This is a genomic window from Rhodococcus sp. PvR099 (genome assembly GCF_017833315.1).
In the GTDB taxonomy this organism is placed as follows: domain Bacteria; phylum Actinomycetota; class Actinomycetes; order Mycobacteriales; family Mycobacteriaceae; genus Rhodococcus_G; species Rhodococcus_G oryzae.
Genome location: NZ_JAFIBV010000001.1, coordinates 2345718 through 2361143, shown reverse-complemented (window position 1 = coordinate 2361143; position 15426 = coordinate 2345718). Strand labels below are relative to the sequence as shown.

The 15426-nt window shown below is 69.2% G+C and carries 10 protein-coding genes; 2 read left to right on the top strand and 8 right to left on the bottom strand.

Going from position 1 to position 15426, the window contains the following annotated elements; genetic code table 11:
* Window positions 1-28: 28 nt before the first annotated feature.
* The 3 genes from JOE46_RS10645 to JOE46_RS10635 are packed head-to-tail and all read right to left on the bottom strand — an operon-like array spanning window position 29 to window position 3373.
* Window positions 29-928: an alpha/beta hydrolase gene (locus tag JOE46_RS10645; protein ID WP_374102892.1), complete on the bottom strand. Its 900-nt coding sequence runs from the start codon at window positions 926-928 to the stop codon at window positions 29-31.
* A 7-nt stretch (window positions 929-935) separates the two neighbouring features.
* The gene (locus JOE46_RS10640) at window positions 936-1766 is read right to left on the bottom strand and encodes an SDR family oxidoreductase (RefSeq protein ID WP_097212492.1); all 831 of its coding nucleotides are present in this window, start codon (window positions 1764-1766) and stop codon (window positions 936-938) included.
* Window positions 1763-3373, bottom strand: a complete 1611-nt coding sequence (locus tag JOE46_RS10635) for an NAD(P)/FAD-dependent oxidoreductase (protein ID WP_097212491.1) — start codon at window positions 3371-3373, stop codon at window positions 1763-1765. The genes JOE46_RS10640 and JOE46_RS10635 overlap by 4 nt, the downstream gene beginning before the upstream one ends.
* A gap of 71 nt (window positions 3374-3444) precedes the next feature.
* Here JOE46_RS10635 and JOE46_RS10630 point away from each other — a divergent pair, with 71 nt between their 5' ends.
* Window positions 3445-4053, top strand: coding sequence for a TetR/AcrR family transcriptional regulator (locus tag JOE46_RS10630; protein ID WP_097212613.1), 609 nt, complete (start codon window positions 3445-3447; stop codon window positions 4051-4053).
* Window positions 4054-4165: 112 nt separating this feature from the next.
* Complete coding sequence (locus JOE46_RS10625) at window positions 4166-5185, top strand: hypothetical protein (protein WP_245221018.1); 1020 nt, start codon at window positions 4166-4168, stop codon at window positions 5183-5185.
* Here the strand turns inward: JOE46_RS10625 and JOE46_RS10620 are convergent.
* The 5 genes from JOE46_RS10620 to JOE46_RS10600 all read right to left on the bottom strand — a co-directional run bounded on the left by JOE46_RS10620 (window position 5144) and on the right by JOE46_RS10600 (window position 15376).
* The gene (locus JOE46_RS10620) at window positions 5144-5845 is read right to left on the bottom strand and encodes an AAA family ATPase (protein ID WP_209929061.1); all 702 of its coding nucleotides are present in this window, start codon (window positions 5843-5845) and stop codon (window positions 5144-5146) included. The two genes, JOE46_RS10625 and JOE46_RS10620, sit on opposite strands and share 42 nt — an antisense overlap.
* A 22-nt stretch (window positions 5846-5867) precedes the next feature.
* Window positions 5868-9683, bottom strand: coding sequence for a multifunctional oxoglutarate decarboxylase/oxoglutarate dehydrogenase thiamine pyrophosphate-binding subunit/dihydrolipoyllysine-residue succinyltransferase subunit (locus JOE46_RS10615; RefSeq protein WP_209927195.1), 3816 nt, complete (start codon window positions 9681-9683; stop codon window positions 5868-5870).
* A gap of 109 nt (window positions 9684-9792) precedes the next feature.
* On the bottom strand, window positions 9793-13620 hold the full coding sequence (locus tag JOE46_RS10610; RefSeq protein ID WP_209927194.1) for an ABC transporter ATP-binding protein: 3828 nt from the start codon (window positions 13618-13620) through the stop codon (window positions 9793-9795).
* Window positions 13621-13664: 44 nt separating this feature from the next.
* Complete coding sequence (locus JOE46_RS10605) at window positions 13665-14426, bottom strand: ABC transporter permease (protein ID WP_209927192.1); 762 nt, start codon at window positions 14424-14426, stop codon at window positions 13665-13667.
* The gene (locus JOE46_RS10600) at window positions 14423-15376 is read right to left on the bottom strand and encodes an ABC transporter ATP-binding protein (RefSeq protein WP_097212487.1); all 954 of its coding nucleotides are present in this window, start codon (window positions 15374-15376) and stop codon (window positions 14423-14425) included. The genes JOE46_RS10605 and JOE46_RS10600 overlap by 4 nt, the downstream gene beginning before the upstream one ends.
* Between the last annotated feature and the right edge of the window lie 50 nt (window positions 15377-15426).

The window sequence follows — 15426 nt, the reverse complement described above, 5'->3', positions numbered from 1 at the left end:
CCCGGTAACCACCCGTTCGATGCGTGAGCTAGACCCTGGTGCGTTCGAGCGCCTCGCGTAGGAAGCCGCCGAGCTCGCGCACGGCGTCGTTGGCCTCCCGCAGGATCGACGCCTGCAGATGCGCGACGTGCCACAGCTTCGGGTACTCGGTGAACCGAACCGTGACGTCGGCGGCGCGCAGCTTGCCCACCAGTTCCACCACCTGTGGGTACAGCACCTCGGAGGTGCCGACGTGCACGATGGTCGGCGGCAGGCCTTCCATGTCGGCATGCAGCGGCGCGAAGCCCGGGTCGGTCGGGTCGCCCCCGTCGAGGTACGCCTCGGCCGCGACGAACGACCACGCCGTGTTGACCACGAGATCGCGATCCTTCGGGGCGTCGCGGGCGCCGGGGTCGACCCAGGGCGCGATCAATCCGAGGGCCGCCGGGTGCACGTCGTGCGCGTCGATCAGGCGCCGCGCGGTGGCCAGCGACAGTCCGCCGCCCGCCGAATCCCCTGCGATGGCAACCTGATCGGCGGTGTACCCGTGCTCGACCAGCAGCTCGAGGTACGCGTCGACCGCGTCCTCCAGCCCGGCCGGGTACGGATTCTCCGGGGCGAGACGGTAGTCGAGCAGGTACACCGCGGATTCGGACTCCCGTGCCAGGTACGCGGCGAGCGACCGGTGGGTGGCGAGCGATCCGAGGGTGTAGCCGCCGCCGTGCAGGTACAGCACGGCGGTGCGGCGCTCGCTGGCGCCGACCGTGATGCGCTCGGCCCTGCGGCCTGCCAGGGTCAGCTCGCGCACGACGGTGTCGCGCGGGAGCCGCTGCAGCGGGGATCCGGCGTCGAGCAGCGCGCGCGCCGCGGGTACCGGCATCTTCGCGTGCAGCGCCACCCGGTAGAACGCGCCGAGGTTGGCGGCGACCAGCGGTCGGGGCAGGAACACCACTGGGCTACTTCCCCTTCGGCATCACGCGGCCGGCGATCTCGGCGACCACACGCTGGTAGCTCGAGCCGACCAGGCGGACCCAGGCATCGAGGAACTTGGCGTCGGCGCCGATCAGCACCCGCGCCTTGCCCTTCTGCACGCCGTTCACGATGACCTTCGCGGCCTGCTCGGGCGTGGTGCGCGCGAGCTTCTTGTCGAAGAACTCGGAGAAGGCGGCGAGGTCCTCCCCTGGCCCGGCGGTCGCGTTGCGGGCGATGGCGGTCTTGATCCCGCCGGGGTGCACACAGGTCACCTTGACCGGGTGCTTGGCGATCAGCATCTCCTGCCGCAGCGACTCGGTGAAGCCGCGAACCGCGAACTTCGCGGAGTTGTATGCGGACTGGCCGGGCATCGAGAGCAGGCCGAACAGGCTGGAGACGTTCACCACGTGACCGTCGCCGGAGGCGAGCAGGTGCGGCAGGAATGCCTTGGTGCCGTTGACGACTCCCCAGAAGTCCACGTCCATGATCTTCTCGATGTCCTTGAACTCGGACTTCTCGAACTCGCCGTGGTACGCGATACCCGCGTTGTTGTAGATCTGGTTGACCTTGCCGAAGTGAGCCGCGATCGTCTCGGCGTACTGCAGCACGGCCTCGCGCTGGGTCACGTCCAGGTGATCGGACCTGACCTCGGCGCCGAGCGCCTCAACCTGGCGCACGGTCTCCGCCAGACCGACGCTGTCGAAGTCGGAGAGGGCGAGCCGCGCGCCCTTCTTGGCCAGGTTCAGCGCGAGCGCGCGACCGATGCCGGATCCCGCTCCGGTGATGACGACGACCTTGCCTGCGAAATCGCTCACTGTGCAACAACCTTCTCATCGTCGTCGGCGGTGCCGACAGTGGATGCCGTCCCGCGTTCGATTTCGGCGGCGATCTCGTCGCCGGTGATCGCGGGCAGGTCCTTGGTGGCCACGCTGCGGTACGCAGCGAGGTCGAACTTCTTTGTCGTGTTGCGGAACTGGAAGGTGAAGCCCGGCCACAGCGTGGTGTTGTTGCCGTGCTTGTCGAGGTACCAGCTGGCGCAGCCGCCGTTGTTCCAGACGCTGCGCGCGAGCTTGTCCTGCAGGTCCTTGTTGTAGGCGTCCTGCACGTCCTGGCGGACCTCGATGGTCCCGATGCCGTTGCGCTCGATGGTGTTGATCGCGTCGATGACGTAGTTGAGCTGCGACTCGATCATGAAGACCATCGAGGTGTGGCCAAGGCCGGTGTTCGGGCCGACGAGGAAGAACATGTTGGGGAAGTTGGCGATCGCCGATCCCTTGTAGCCCTGCTGCCCGCTGGCCTCGAAGACCTCCGCGGCGGAGCGGCCGTCCTTGCCGATGATGCCTGCGAAGGTGGGGGAGTCGGTCACGTGGAAGCCGGTGGCCACCACGATCGCGTCGACCTCGCGGGTGGCGCCGTTGCGGTCGACGATGCCGTTGGCCGTGACCTCCGAGATACCGTCGGTGACCAGGTCGACGTTCGGCTGGGTCAGCGCGGGGTAGTAGTTGTTGGAGATCAGCATGCGCTTGCAGCCGATCTGGAAGTTCGGGGTGACCTTCTCGCGCAGGTCCCGGTCCTTGATCTGCATGCGCAGGTGGCGCTCGGCAGCGAACTGCAGCGGCTTCATGAAGATCGGGGCCTTGGCCAGGCCGACGACCTGGGTCTCGCGCATCCAGTAGATGCCGGTGCGGGAGAGCTTCTGGAACCCGGGGACGTACTTGAACGCGAGCTTCTCGAGCGTGGTGTACTCGCGGTCCGCGCGGGGCAGGACCCACGGCGCGGTGCGCTGGTAGACGTCGAGCCGGCCGGCCTTCGCGGCGAGCTGGGGGACGATCTGGATGGCGGAGGCGCCGGTGCCGATCACGGCGATGCGCTTGCCCGCCAGGTCGGCGTCGTGGTTCCAGCGTGCGGAGTGGAAGATCTCGCCCTCGAAGCCGTCGATGCCCTTGATGTCCGGCAGCGACGGCTCGCACAGCGCGCCGACGGCCGAGATCACGATCTTGGCGGTGAAGGCGCCCTGCGAGGTCTGTACCTCCCAGCGGGCGCTGACGTCGTTCCAGCGCGCCTCCTGCACGTCGCAGTCGAAGACGTGCTTGTCGAGCACGTTGTACTTGCGAGCGACGGTGCTGATGTAGTTCTGGATCTCCTGCTGCTTGGAGAACGACCGGGTCCAGGTCGGATTCAGTGCGAAGGAGTACGAGTACAGATGCGACGGGACGTCGCAGGCCGCGCCGGGGTAGGTGTTGTCGCGCCAGGTGCCGCCCACCTCACTGCCGCGCTCGAGGACGACGAAGTCCCGCTTGCCCTCTTGTACCAGCTTGATCGCGGCGCCGAGGCCCGCGAAGCCACTGCCGATGATCAGCGTGTCGACGTGTCGCGGAGCTCCACCCGGCTTCACGGCGGTGTCTGTAACTGGAAGACTCATGTACCACACAGTAGGGGCTTGTTGAGTAGCAGTCAATAGCTTATTGACAAAAATTCAGTAAGCTGATGGTCATGGCGGTCACCAAGCGCACCCGGCTCAGCCCGGAGGAGAGGCGCGCTCAGCTCATCGACCTGGGCGCGCGCATGCTCGCGGAGCGACCCCTCGAGCAGGTCTCGGTCGAGGAGATCGCGGACCAGGCCGGCGTCTCCCGCGGACTGCTCTTCCACTACTTCGCGTCCAAGCGCGAATTCCATCTCGCCATCGTGCGCCACACCAACGTCGAGATGCTCGCCCACACCGAACCAGACCTCAGCCTGGAGCCGCTCGAGATCCTGAGGTCCGCGATCACCTCTTATGTCGACTACGTCTCGGAGAACCGGAACACCTACGTCTCGCTGCTCCGCGGCACCGCGAGCGGGGACCCCGAGATGCGCGACGAGTTCGAGCGGACCCGGGCGATCATGGCGGAACGGATCACCCTGCAGCTGCCGAAGCTGGGCATCGAACCGGGACCCAGGATCACCCTCGCGGTCCGTGGCTGGATCGCGTTCGTCGAGGAGGCCACGATCAGCTGGCTCAAGGATCCCGAGATCGCCCGCGAGGAACTGATCGACCTGATCGTCACCGCCCTGCCCGCGGTGGCGCTGAGCTCGGAGGCGGCGGCGTTGCTGGGCGCGTGACGGGCAGATCTCGCCCGGGAGATCCGCGACGTGCCCTCATACCTGGGTATGGGATCCGATCTCACTCCGCAGCGGGACGCGCCGATCGGGTCCGCGTCCATACCGTCGGTGCATGGACACCCTCGGATCGCAGGTTCGCTCCCTGTTCGCCCGGCAGCGGCCCCTCATGGTGATGGTCACCGCGATGATGTTGCTCGCGTTCGCCTGCGCCGTCGGCATGGTGGTCGACGACCGCACACTGCTGGGGGTGTCGGTCTGGGTGAAACCGTTCAAGTTCGCGATCGCCTTCGCGCTCTACGGCGCGACCCTGGCGTGGCTGCTGAACCTGCCGCACCGGGGGAGTCGCTGGACGCGCCTGCTGGCTCTCGTCTTCGCGGTGGCCGGCCTCACCGATGTCGCTTTCGTCGCGGTCCAGGCGGCACGCGGAACCTTCAGCCATTTCAACAATTCCGACGACATCGTCAACTCGGTGGGGCAGACGATCTTCGGGTTCGGCGTGCTGGGGCTGTTCGCCGCCAACCTCGTGATCGCCGTGATCCTGCTGCGGCAGCGGCTGGCCGACCGCCCGACCACCAGGGCCATCAAGGCCGGGCTGTGGCTCGCGCTGGCCGGAATGGCGATCGCGTACATGGTGGGCTTCCAGGGCGATCAAACGGCGCGCGACGCGAACGGTCGCATGGTCGAGCTCGGCGCCCGGCACACCGTCGGAGCTACCGACGACCGACCCGGCATGCCGATCACCAACTGGAGCACCACCGGTGGGGACCTGCGCATCCCTCACTTCGTCGGGCTGCACGCGCTGCAGGTCCTGCTGCTGGCCGCGGTCGTGCTGGCGGCGCTCGCCCCGCGCGTCGCGTGGCTCCGGGAGGAGGGCTCGCGGGCAGCGGTGATGGGGGTGCTCGCCGGTGGCTACACGGGCCTGCTGGCGCTGCTGTCGTGGCAGGCGCTGCGGGGACAGCCGCTCACCGACCCCGACGTCCTCACCCTCGCGGCGGGCGGCGCCCTGATCGCAGCCACGGTGCTCGGGGTCGCTGCCGTGCGCGCGTTTCACCCCGGTAGGGGTACGACTCGCGCACGGGCGGCGCAGCCGCTACAGGTGCCGCAGGAACCGGTCGGGGCCGTCCAGGAATGAGCGCCAGTTCCGGACCAGGTCGAGCTTGTCCCACCGCGGGTGCTCGATGCCGTCCTCGGTCAGCTCCCAGATCTCGGCGCCGGGACAGGCGGCCAGCACGGGGGAGTGGGTCGCCATGATCACCTGGGAGCCCTCGGCCGCCAGGTCCTTGATCACCCCGAGCAGCGCCAGGCAGGACTGGAACGAGAGCGCGGCCTCCGGCTCGTCCAGGATCCACAGGCCGACACCGATCGGCCGGTCCGCCACGTAGCGCAGGAACGACTGGCCGTGGGAGAGTTCGTTGAGCCCCTGATCGGTGTCCCGGACGCGATCGGTGTCGGCCCGGTCGAAGAGCGAGTGCATGGACTCGGCCCGTAGGAAGCAGCCGCCGTATGGCCTGGGCTGCGCCCCGATGCAGGTGAGATGACGGGGCAGGTCCGTGTCCTCGGCGCTGCCGCCCGCCGACCACAGCCGGTCCTGGGCGCCGCGGAATCCGTTCTGCCAGGCGCCGGCGACGGCCTCGACCAAGGTCGACTTGCCGACACCGTTCTCGCCAACGACGACCGTCACCGGGCTGGTGAAATCGAGTCCGTCCCTGCACAGTTCGCCGATCGAGGGCAGGTCGAGATACCACGAAGCCGGGTCGAATCCGCTCCTGCGAGTGAATTCGACCCGGCTCAGTGGCAAATCGGGTGCGGTCAAGCTATGCGATCGGCTTGAACGCCTCGTCGATGATCTCCTGCTGCTCGACGGCGTGCACCTTGCTCGAGCCCGAGGACGGGGCCGACATGGCGCGGCGAGAGATCCGCTTGATGCCGGTCAGCTTGTCGGGGATCAGCTCCGGCAGCGCCAGGCCGAACAGCGGCCAGGCACCCTGGTTCGCCGGTTCCTCCTGGACCCAACGGAACTCGGTCGCGTTCGGGTACCGGTCGAGGGTCTCGCGCAGGCGCCGGCTCGGCAGCGGGTACAGCTGCTCGATCCGCACGATCGCGATGTCCTCGCGGTTGTCCTTCTGCTTGCGGGCCAGCAGCTCCCAGTACAGCTTTCCGCTGACCAGCAGCACGCGCTTGACCTTGTCGCGCTCGCCACCACCGGTCTCGTACTCCGGCTCCTCGAACACCGAGCGGAACTTGCCGGTGGTGAAGTCCGCGAGATCGCTGACCGCGGCCTTGTTGCGCAGCATCGACTTCGGGGTGAAGACCACCAGCGGACGCCGGATGCCGTCGAGGTGGTGACGACGCAGCAGGTGGAAGTACGACGCCGGGGTGGACGGCACCGCCACGGTCATCGAGCCCTCCGCGCACAGCTGGAGGAAGCGCTCGATGCGGCCGGACGTGTGGTCCGGGCCCTGGCCCTCGTGGCCGTGCGGCAGCAGCAGCACGACGTCGGAGAGCTGGCCCCACTTGGCCTCACCGGAGGAGATGAACTCGTCGATGATCGTCTGGGCGCCGTTGACGAAGTCGCCGAACTGCGCCTCCCACAGCACCAGCGCGTCGGGGTTGCCCACCGAGTAGCCGTACTCGAAGCCCACACCCGCGTACTCGGTCAGTGCCGAGTCGTAGACCATGAACTTGCCGCCGTTGCCCGCGTTCGCCGCGATCGCGGAGATCGGGTTGTACTCGCCGCCGGTCTTGCGGTCGATGAGCACCGAATGGCGCTGGGTGAACGTGCCGCGGCGCGAGTCCTGACCGGTCAGGCGCACCAGCGCGCCCTGCTCGACTAGCGAACCGAACGCCAGCAGCTCCGCGTACGCCCAGTCGATCTTGCCGTCGCGCGACATCTCCTGGCGCTTCTCGATGACCGGCTTGACGCGCGGGTGCACCGTGAAGCCCTCGGGCACGTTGACGAACGCGTCGCCGATCCGCTCGAGGACGGCCGGCTCGACGGCGGTGGTCAGGCGGGCGGGCGGGGTCTGGTCGAGCTCGACCGACTCCGACGGCTCCGGCTTGAACTTCTCCAGCTCGCGGACCTCGTTGAACACCCGCTCCAGCTGACCCTGGTAGTCACGCAGCGCGTCTTCCGCTTCCTTGAGCGAGATGTCGCCACGGCCGATCAGGGCCTCGGTGTAGCTCTTGCGGACGCTGCGCTTGGTGTCGATCAGGTCGTACATCGCCGGCTGCGTCATCGACGGGTCGTCGCCCTCGTTGTGGCCGCGGCGGCGGTAGCAGATCATGTCGATGACGACGTCCTTGCCGAACTCCTCGCGGTAGTCCACGGCGAGCTGCGCGACCCAGACACAGGCCTCGGGGTCGTCGCCGTTCACGTGGAAGACCGGTGCGGCGATCATCTTCGCGACGTCGGTGCAGTACTCCGAGGAGCGCGAGTGCTCCGGGGCGGTGGTGAAGCCGACCTGGTTGTTGACGACGATGTGCACGGTGCCACCGGTGCGGTAGCCGCGCAGCAGCGACAGGTTCAGCGTCTCCGCGACCACGCCCTGACCGGCGAAGGCGGCGTCGCCGTGCAGCATCAGCGGCAGCACGGTGAAGCCTTCCTCGCCCTTGTCGAGGATGTCCTGCTTGGCGCGGACGAGACCCTCGAGGACCGGGTCGACGGCCTCGAGGTGCGACGGGTTCGCGGTGAGCGAGACCTTGATGTCGTTGTCGCCGAACATCTGGATGTAGGTGCCCTCGGCGCCGAGGTGGTACTTCACGTCGCCGGAGCCGTGTGCGGCCGCCGGGTTCATGTTGCCCTCGAACTCGGTGAAGATCTTCGAGTACGGCTTGCCGACGATGTTGGCGAGCACGTTGAGGCGACCGCGGTGCGGCATGCCGATGACGACCTCGTCGAGCTCGTGCTCGGCGCTCTGGTCGATGACGGCGTCCATCATCGGGATGACCGACTCGGCGCCCTCGAGCGAGAACCGCTTCTGGCCGACGTACTTGGTCTGCAGGAAGGTCTCGAAGGCCTCGGCGGCGTTGAGCTTGCTCAGGATGTACTTCTGCTGAGCGACGGTCGGCTTGACGTGCTTGGCCTCGACGCGCTCCTGCAGCCACTGCTGCTGCTTGGGGTCGAGGATGTGCGTGTACTCGACGCCGATGTGCCTGCAGTACGCGTCCCGCAGGATCGACAGCACGTCGCGCAGCTTCATCCGCTGCTTGCCGTGGAAGCCGCCGACGTTGAACTGGCGGTCGAGGTCCCACAGCGTCAGGCCGTGGGTGGTGACGTCGAGGTCGGGGTGGCTGCGGAACTTGTCCTTGACGAACTGCAGCGGATCGGTGTCCGCCATCAGGTGTCCGCGGTTGCGGTACGCCGCGATCAGCTCGAGAACACGGGTGCTCTTGTCGATGTCCGTCGCGGAGATGTCCTGGCGCCACCGCACCGGCTCGTACGGGATGTGCAGCGCGTGGAACAGCTCGTCGTAGAAGTCGTCGCTGATCAGCAGGTTGTGGATGGTCCGCAGGAAGTCGCCGGACTCCGCGCCCTGAATGATGCGGTGATCGTAGGTCGAGGTCAGCGTCATGAGCTTGCCGACGCCCATCTCGGCGATCTTCTCGTTGCTGGCGCCCTGGAACTCGGCCGGGTACTCCATCGCACCCGCGCCGATGATGGCGCCCTGGCCCTGCATCAGGCGCGGCACGGAGTGCACGGTGCCGATGGTGCCGGGGTTGGTGAGCGAGATGGTGACGCCGGCGAAGTCCTCCGCGGTGAGCTTGCCGTCACGGGCGCGGCGGACGATGTCCTCGTACGCGCCGTGGAACTGGGCGAAGTTCATCGACTCGGTGCCCTTGATGGCGGCGACGACCAGCGAGCGGCTGCCGTCCTTGCCGGGCAGGTCGATGGCAAGACCGAGGTTGGTGTGCGCGGGGGTGATCGCGTTCGGCTTGCCGTCGACCTCGGCGAAATGCCGGTTCATGTTCGGGAAGGCCTTGACGGCCTGGACGATGGCGTAGCCCAGCAGGTGGGTGAACGAGATCTTGCCGCCGCGGGTCCGGGCGAGGTGGTTGTTGATGACGACGCGGTTGTCGAACATCAGCTTCGCCGGGATGGCGCGCACGCTGGTGGCGGTCGGGATCGCGAGCGAGGCGGACATGTTGCGCGCGAGCGAGGCCGCGGCGCCACGCAGGACCTTGGACTCGTCGGTGCTGGCAGCCGGGGCTGCGGGCATGGGCTTGGCTGCGGGAGCCGGGGCCGCGGCCGCGGGCTTGGCAGCGGGGGCCGGGGCTGCGGGCGCGGGCGCTGCTGCCGGTGTGGCTGCTGCGGGGGCAGGCGTCGGGGCTGCCGGGGCGGGGGCAGGGGGTGCGGCGGCAGGGGGCGCGGCGGCAGGCGGTGCGGCGGCGGCCGGGGCGGGCGGCGTGCCGTTCGTCGCTGCGGGTGCGGCGGTGCCGTTCGTCGGGGCGGGCGCCGCGGGAACAGCGGGGCTGCTCACGCCGTTGCCGGCTCCGGAAGCATCTGGCGTGTAATCGGTGAGGAATTCGTGCCAACTCGCGTCGACTGATGCCGGGTCCTTTTGGAACCTCTGGTACATCTCGTCGACCAGCCACTGGTTCTGTCCGAATTGTGACGTAGAACTGCTGCTCACGGCAGGTGTTCGCCTCGTTTCTCTCTTGGTCCCAGATCAGCGCGGATAGACCTGAGGCTAGACCCCATCTGTGACGAGCGCGCACCGGGCGCCCGCCGAGTGAAGTACATCACTTCAGGCCGCCGGGTTCACTACTATCGATGACGGTTAGTCCCCGCGAATTATTCCCTTCTTGGCTCTGCGCTGCATCCCAGAGTCGCTCATAGTGACCACCGGCACGCCGCAAATCGCGGTGCCGTCCTTTCTCCACGATCCGCCCGTCGTCGATCACGACCACGAGGTCGGCCTGGGCGGCGGTGGCAAGGCGGTGCGCCACGATGACCGCGGTCCGCCGGCGGGTGAGCAGTCGGCCCGCCTCCAGCACGGTCCGCTCGGTCGCGGGATCGAGCGTCGCGGTGGCCTCGTCGAGCAGCAGGAGGTCGGGGTCGACCAGCTCGGCGCGGGCCAACGCGATCAGTTGTCGCTGCCCGGCCGACAGGCCCTGGCCGCGTTCCCCGATCGGCTGGAACATCCCGCCCCGGAATCCGGCGATGGTCTGCAGCGCCCCGACCGCGCGGGCCGCGGCGACGATCTCGTCACGGGTGGCGTCGGGTTTCCCGTAGGCGATGTTGCTCGCCACGTCCCCCGAGAAGAGGTGCGCCTCCTGTGGGACCACACCGAGGCGGCCGCGGTATCGGTGCAGTGGATAGGCGCGCAGGTCGACGTCGTCGACGCGAACGGAACCGGTGCTCGGGTCGTAGAACCGGGCGAGCAGCTTGACCACCGTCGACTTGCCCGCGCCGGTCTTGCCGACGAGAGCGACGGTGGTGCCGGACTCGATCCGTAGATCCACCCCGCTCAGCGCCTCCCGTTCGGCACCGCTGTAGCGGAAGCTCACGGCGCCGAAGGAGACGTCGCCGCGCAGGTGGCCTTCGATGGGAACGGTGTCGGGCTGGTTGGCGGTCTCGATGGAACTCGAGGTGCGCAGCAGGTCGCCGATGCGGGTGAGGCCGACGCTCGCCTGCTGGTAGCCGTCGAACACCTGCGAGAGCTGCTGGATGGGACCGAACAGCAGCCCCAGGTATAGGACGAACGCGACGAGCGTCCCCGCGGTGGCGTCGCCGCTCGCGACCTCGCGCGAACCGACAAGGACCACGGCGGCGAGTGCCAGGTCGGAGAGCAGCGTGATGAACGGGAAGAAGATCGAGATCGCGAGCTGCGAGCGCATCCGGCTGTGGCGGTAGCTGTCCGCCCTGGCGGCGAACCGTTCCGCCGCGAAGTCCTCACGGCGATACGCCTGGGCGGCGCGCAGGCCGGCGATGTTCTCCTGGAAGTCGGCGTTCACGATGGAGATGCGTTCGCGGGAGACCGAGTACGCGACGGATGACACCCGCCGGAAGATCAGGGTGGCGACGATCAGTGGCGGCACCACGGCGAGGGCGACGAGCGCGAGGACGACATCGGTGAGCAGCAGCGCCACCGAGATGCCGACGACGGTCAGCACGCTGACCACGGCGGTTGACAGGCCGGTCTGGAGGAACGACGACAGCGCGTCGACGTCGGTGGTCATCCGCGTCATGATCCGGCCGGACAGCTCGCGCTCGTAGTAGTCGAGTCCGAGCCGCTGCAGGTGGGCGTAGCTGCGCACGCGCAGGCCGTAGAGGACCTTCTCGCCCGCGCGGGCGGTGATCACCGTCATCACCGCGACCACCACCCAGTTGGTGGCCACCAGCGCGACCCCCGCGAGGGTGGCCCACCACAGCGCCGACGGCTGGTCGGGGACCACGCCGTGATCGATGGCGAACTTCACGATCGACGGGAACAGCACACCCGCGAGCGAATCGAGCGCGAGGCAGACGACCACCGCTGCGAGGATCCAGCGGACCGGCCGCAGCAGCGAGGACAGCCGGAAGTCGGGATCGGGCCTGCGGAGGCCGGCATCGTCCATCCGGGGGTTCTCGACCGCTGGCGGCAGCGCCTCGACCGCGGCCCGCAGCTCGGGGGTCGCCGCGACGTCGCCGAGGGCGCCCGCCATCGGCCCTCCGCCTCCGCCACCCCCTCCGCCGCGGCCGGGGGCGCCGCCGTGCCCCGCGGACGCGGCCGGGTTGTCGGAGACGATCGCGTCGAACTCGGTGGACGGCACGGTCTCGGGCCACAGTTGGGTGTCGGTGGGTTCGGGCCCCGTCGGCACCGGCGTCGGGTCCGAGTGCGCGCCTTCCGGGTCCGGGTCGGCGAGCAGCGCCCGGAACAACGGACAGCGCTCGTCGAGCTCGGCGATCGTCCCGCTGTCGATGATCCGGCCCTCGTCGAGGACGGCGACCCGGTCCGCCAGGGTCAGCGTCGAGCGCCGGTGCGCCAGGATCAGCGTGGTCCGGTCGCGTTGGGAGCGCAGGGTGTCGAAGATCGCGGCCTCGGTGGCTGCGTCGACGGCGGAGGTGGCGTCGTCGAGGATGAGCAGCCGCGGATCGACCAGCAGCGCGCGCGCCAGTGCGACCCGCTGGCGCTGGCCGCCGGAGAGGGTGAGTCCACGCTCGCCGACGACGGTGTCGTAGCCGTCGGGCAGCGCCTCGATGAACTCGTCGGCCTGCGCCATCTTCGCGGCGATCGCGATCTCCTCGGCGCTGGCGTCGGAGCGGCCGAGCGCGATGTTCGCGGAGATGGTGTCGGAGAACAGGAACGGCTCGTCGAAGACCAACCCGACGGCCTCGCGCAGCTGATCGGCCCGCAGGTCCGCCACGTCGATGGCCTGTCCGTCCGAGGTGAGTCCCACGCTGCCCTCGGTGGGCGCATAGAAGCGGGGGAGCAGCAGCGACAGCGCGGTCTTGCCGGATCCGGCCCGGCCAACGACGGCCACCGTCTCGCCGGGAGCGATGTCGAGGTCAAGGTCCCGAAGCACCTCGCGGCCGGACTCGAAGCCGAAGGTGACCCCGCGCAGCCGGACCCCGATCGGCCCGGCGGGCAACGGGATCGGGTGCGCCGGGTCCGCGACCGAGGGCTCGGTGTCGATCACCTCGTAGACGCGTTCGACCGCCGCCCGCGACAGCTGGGCCATGATCACCACCGACGACAGCAGGCGGCTGATGTTCGACATCGTCGCCACGTAGGTCGCGAACGCCAGGAAGGTGCCCACCGAGATCGAGCCCTGCAGCGCCAACGCGCCGCCGAGGGCGATCACCCCGACCAGCCCGAGCTGCGGCAGCGCGGCCATGGTCGGAGTGAAGCGAGAGTTGATCCGGGCGGCCCGCATCCGTTCGGCGTAGAGGTCGCGGCCGAGGCCCTCGAGGCGCTGCACCGCCCTGGCCTCCTGGCCGAACCCCTTGACCACCCGGACGCCGGTGACGGTCTCCTCGACGTGCTGCGCGAGGTCGGCTGCGCGTTGCTGGGCGGACCAGGTGGCCGCGTACAGCTTGGGTCGGATCAGCCAGACCACGAGCGAGACCGCAGGCACCACGAGCAGCGCGACGACGGTGAGTAGGGGGGAGAGGTAGGCCATCACCACGACCGCGAGCAGGAACTGGATCAGCGCGCCCGCGGACAGCGGGACCATGGCGAGCAGGCCCTGCACCAGCTGTAGATCGGTGATCGAGCGGGACACCACCTGCCCGGTGCGGATCTGGTCCTGGCCCGCGCCGTCGAGGCGTTGCAGCGAGCTGAGCAGACCGAGGCGGAGGTCGTGCTGCACATCGATGGAGAGCCGGCCGGCGAGCATCCGGCGGCCGAACTGGCATCCGAACCGGACCACGGCCAGCCCCGCGATGCTCGCGGCCACGGTCGCGATCATCTCGGTGGCGCCGCTGGTGGCGTCGTCGATCGCGATCCGGGTCAGGAGCGGGAACGAGATGTCGATGATCGCGGCGATCACCGTGACCGCGAGTGCGCCGAGCACGACGGTCCGGTGGGCCCAGCATTCGGCCGTCAGCCGACGTATCCAGCCGCGTTTGCTCTCCGAGGTCACCATCGAAATCCACGGTAGCCCCGGGGTCCGACGCGGACGCCTCAGGGCTAGGTGATGTCGCGGGCTCGCGTCAGCCACCAGCCGAGGCCGGCCGACAGTGCGGCCCAGGCCAGCAGCACGATCGGCGCGAGCGGCCACGGCGCGGTGTCCGAGAGCCCGTCGGTGGCCGCGCCCAGCACGGTGGACAGGGTGAGCGCGCCGGGCAACCACGCCGCGACCGATCCCGCACCGAACCCGGCGAGTATCGCGCCGACGATCATCTCGCCGACCGGATACCAGGCCAGCAGCGCGATCGCCGCGCCGATCGAGGAGGCGAACGCCAGTCCCAGCCCGGCCCCGATCAGCGACCAGGCGATGGACGCCAGCACCCCGGCGGCGAACAGTTCCGCCAACGAGCCGTCGAATTCCAGTGCGCCGCCGAACGCCGTCAGGCAGATCGCCGCGAGCGCCATGGCCGCGATCGCGTACAGCGCGCCGAAGGCCGCCGTCACGATCAGTTTCGCGGCGAGCACCCGGTCCCGGTCCGAGGCCATGAGGAAAGTGGGAGTCAGTGTGCTGTACCGGAATTCGGTACCCGCGTTCACCGCGCCGAAGAGGCCGGCGAACAGGGCCACCCAGCCGATGGTGATGAAGAGCCCGACGTTCGCCGCGCTGGTGGTGAGTTCGGCGTCCACGGTGGTGAGGGTGTCGTCGACCGCCGCGAAGATCGCCCCGGCGAACAGGGCGACCGCCAGCGGTGCGATCACCAGGGCCCACCAGAAGCGCAGGGTGGTGACCTTGCGGAGTTCAGCGGTGAGCAGCGCGGTCATCGGGGACCTCCATAGTGCTGGCCCGGCTGGTAGTCGGCCGCGTACCGGCCGGATGTCATAGACAGGAACACCTGCTCGAGGTCGACCGGCTCGGCGGTGGCGCCGAAGATGCGCACGCCTGCGGGCTGTGCGATGGCGGCGATCGTGTCGAGTTCGGCGCCGGTGACGGCCAGGCGGCCGTCGGGCAGCACCTGCGCGTCGGTGATCCCGTTGGCGGCCAGGGCGATCGCAAGGGTGGCGGGATCGGATCCCGCGATCAGGATGCGGCCCTGGCGAGAACGCCGAAGGTCATCGATGCCGCCCTGGTAGACAAGGCGGCCCTCGCTCACGATGACCAGGCGGTCGACGGTCTGCTCCACCTCGCGCAGGATGTGGCTGGAGACCAGGACCGTGCGGCCGGACCGGGCGAATGCCTTGAGGAACTCGCGCAGCCAGGCGATGCCCTCGGGGTCGAGGCCGTTCGCGGGTTCGTCGAGGACCAGCATCTGGGGGTCGCCGAGCAGGGCGGTGGCCAGCGCGAGCCGCTGCCGCATGCCGAGCGAGAAGGTGCCTGCCTTCTGGTGTGCGGCCTGTTCGAGCCCGACCAGCGCCAGGACCTGTCGCGCGCGCGAATCGGGGAGCCCGGTCGCGGCGGTGTAGACGAGGAGATGGCCGAGCGCGGTGCGGTTCGGGTGCAGGCTCAGCGAATCGAGAACAGCGCCGACCACGCGCGCGGGTTGTGTGAGCGCCGCGAACGGCACGCCGGCGATGGTGGCGGTGCCCGCGGTCGGCCGCACCAGGCCTAGCAACATGCGCAGCGTGGTGGTCTTGCCTGCGCCGTTCGGGCCGAGGAACCCGGTGATCGATCCCTGCGGCACGGTGAAGCTCAGATCCGATACGGCGTCAACGGTTTTGAACTGCTTGGACAGTCCGATCGCCTCGAGTGCCGCCGGGTGTCCCCCTGCGCTCATGCCGTGCCCTCCCTCCGTGATGGGCGCCAGCCTATCCGCGGAGGGAGGGG

What these genes read in the sequence shown, in the direction of transcription:
- JOE46_RS10635 (WP_097212491.1), bottom strand. Translation starts at nt 3,373, where the DNA reads ATGAGTCTTCCAGTTACAGACACCGCCGTGAAGCCGGGTGGAGCTCCG.
- JOE46_RS10630 (WP_097212613.1), top strand. Translation starts at nt 3,445, where the DNA reads ATGGCGGTCACCAAGCGCACCCGGCTCAGCCCGGAGGAGAGGCGCGCT.
- JOE46_RS10625 (WP_245221018.1), top strand. Translation starts at nt 4,166, where the DNA reads ATGGACACCCTCGGATCGCAGGTTCGCTCCCTGTTCGCCCGGCAGCGG.
- JOE46_RS10610 (WP_209927194.1), bottom strand. Translation starts at nt 13,620, where the DNA reads ATGGTGACCTCGGAGAGCAAACGCGGCTGGATACGTCGGCTGACGGCC.
- JOE46_RS10605 (WP_209927192.1), bottom strand. Translation starts at nt 14,426, where the DNA reads ATGACCGCGCTGCTCACCGCTGAACTCCGCAAGGTCACCACCCTGCGC.
- JOE46_RS10600 (WP_097212487.1), bottom strand. Translation starts at nt 15,376, where the DNA reads ATGAGCGCAGGGGGACACCCGGCGGCACTCGAGGCGATCGGACTGTCC.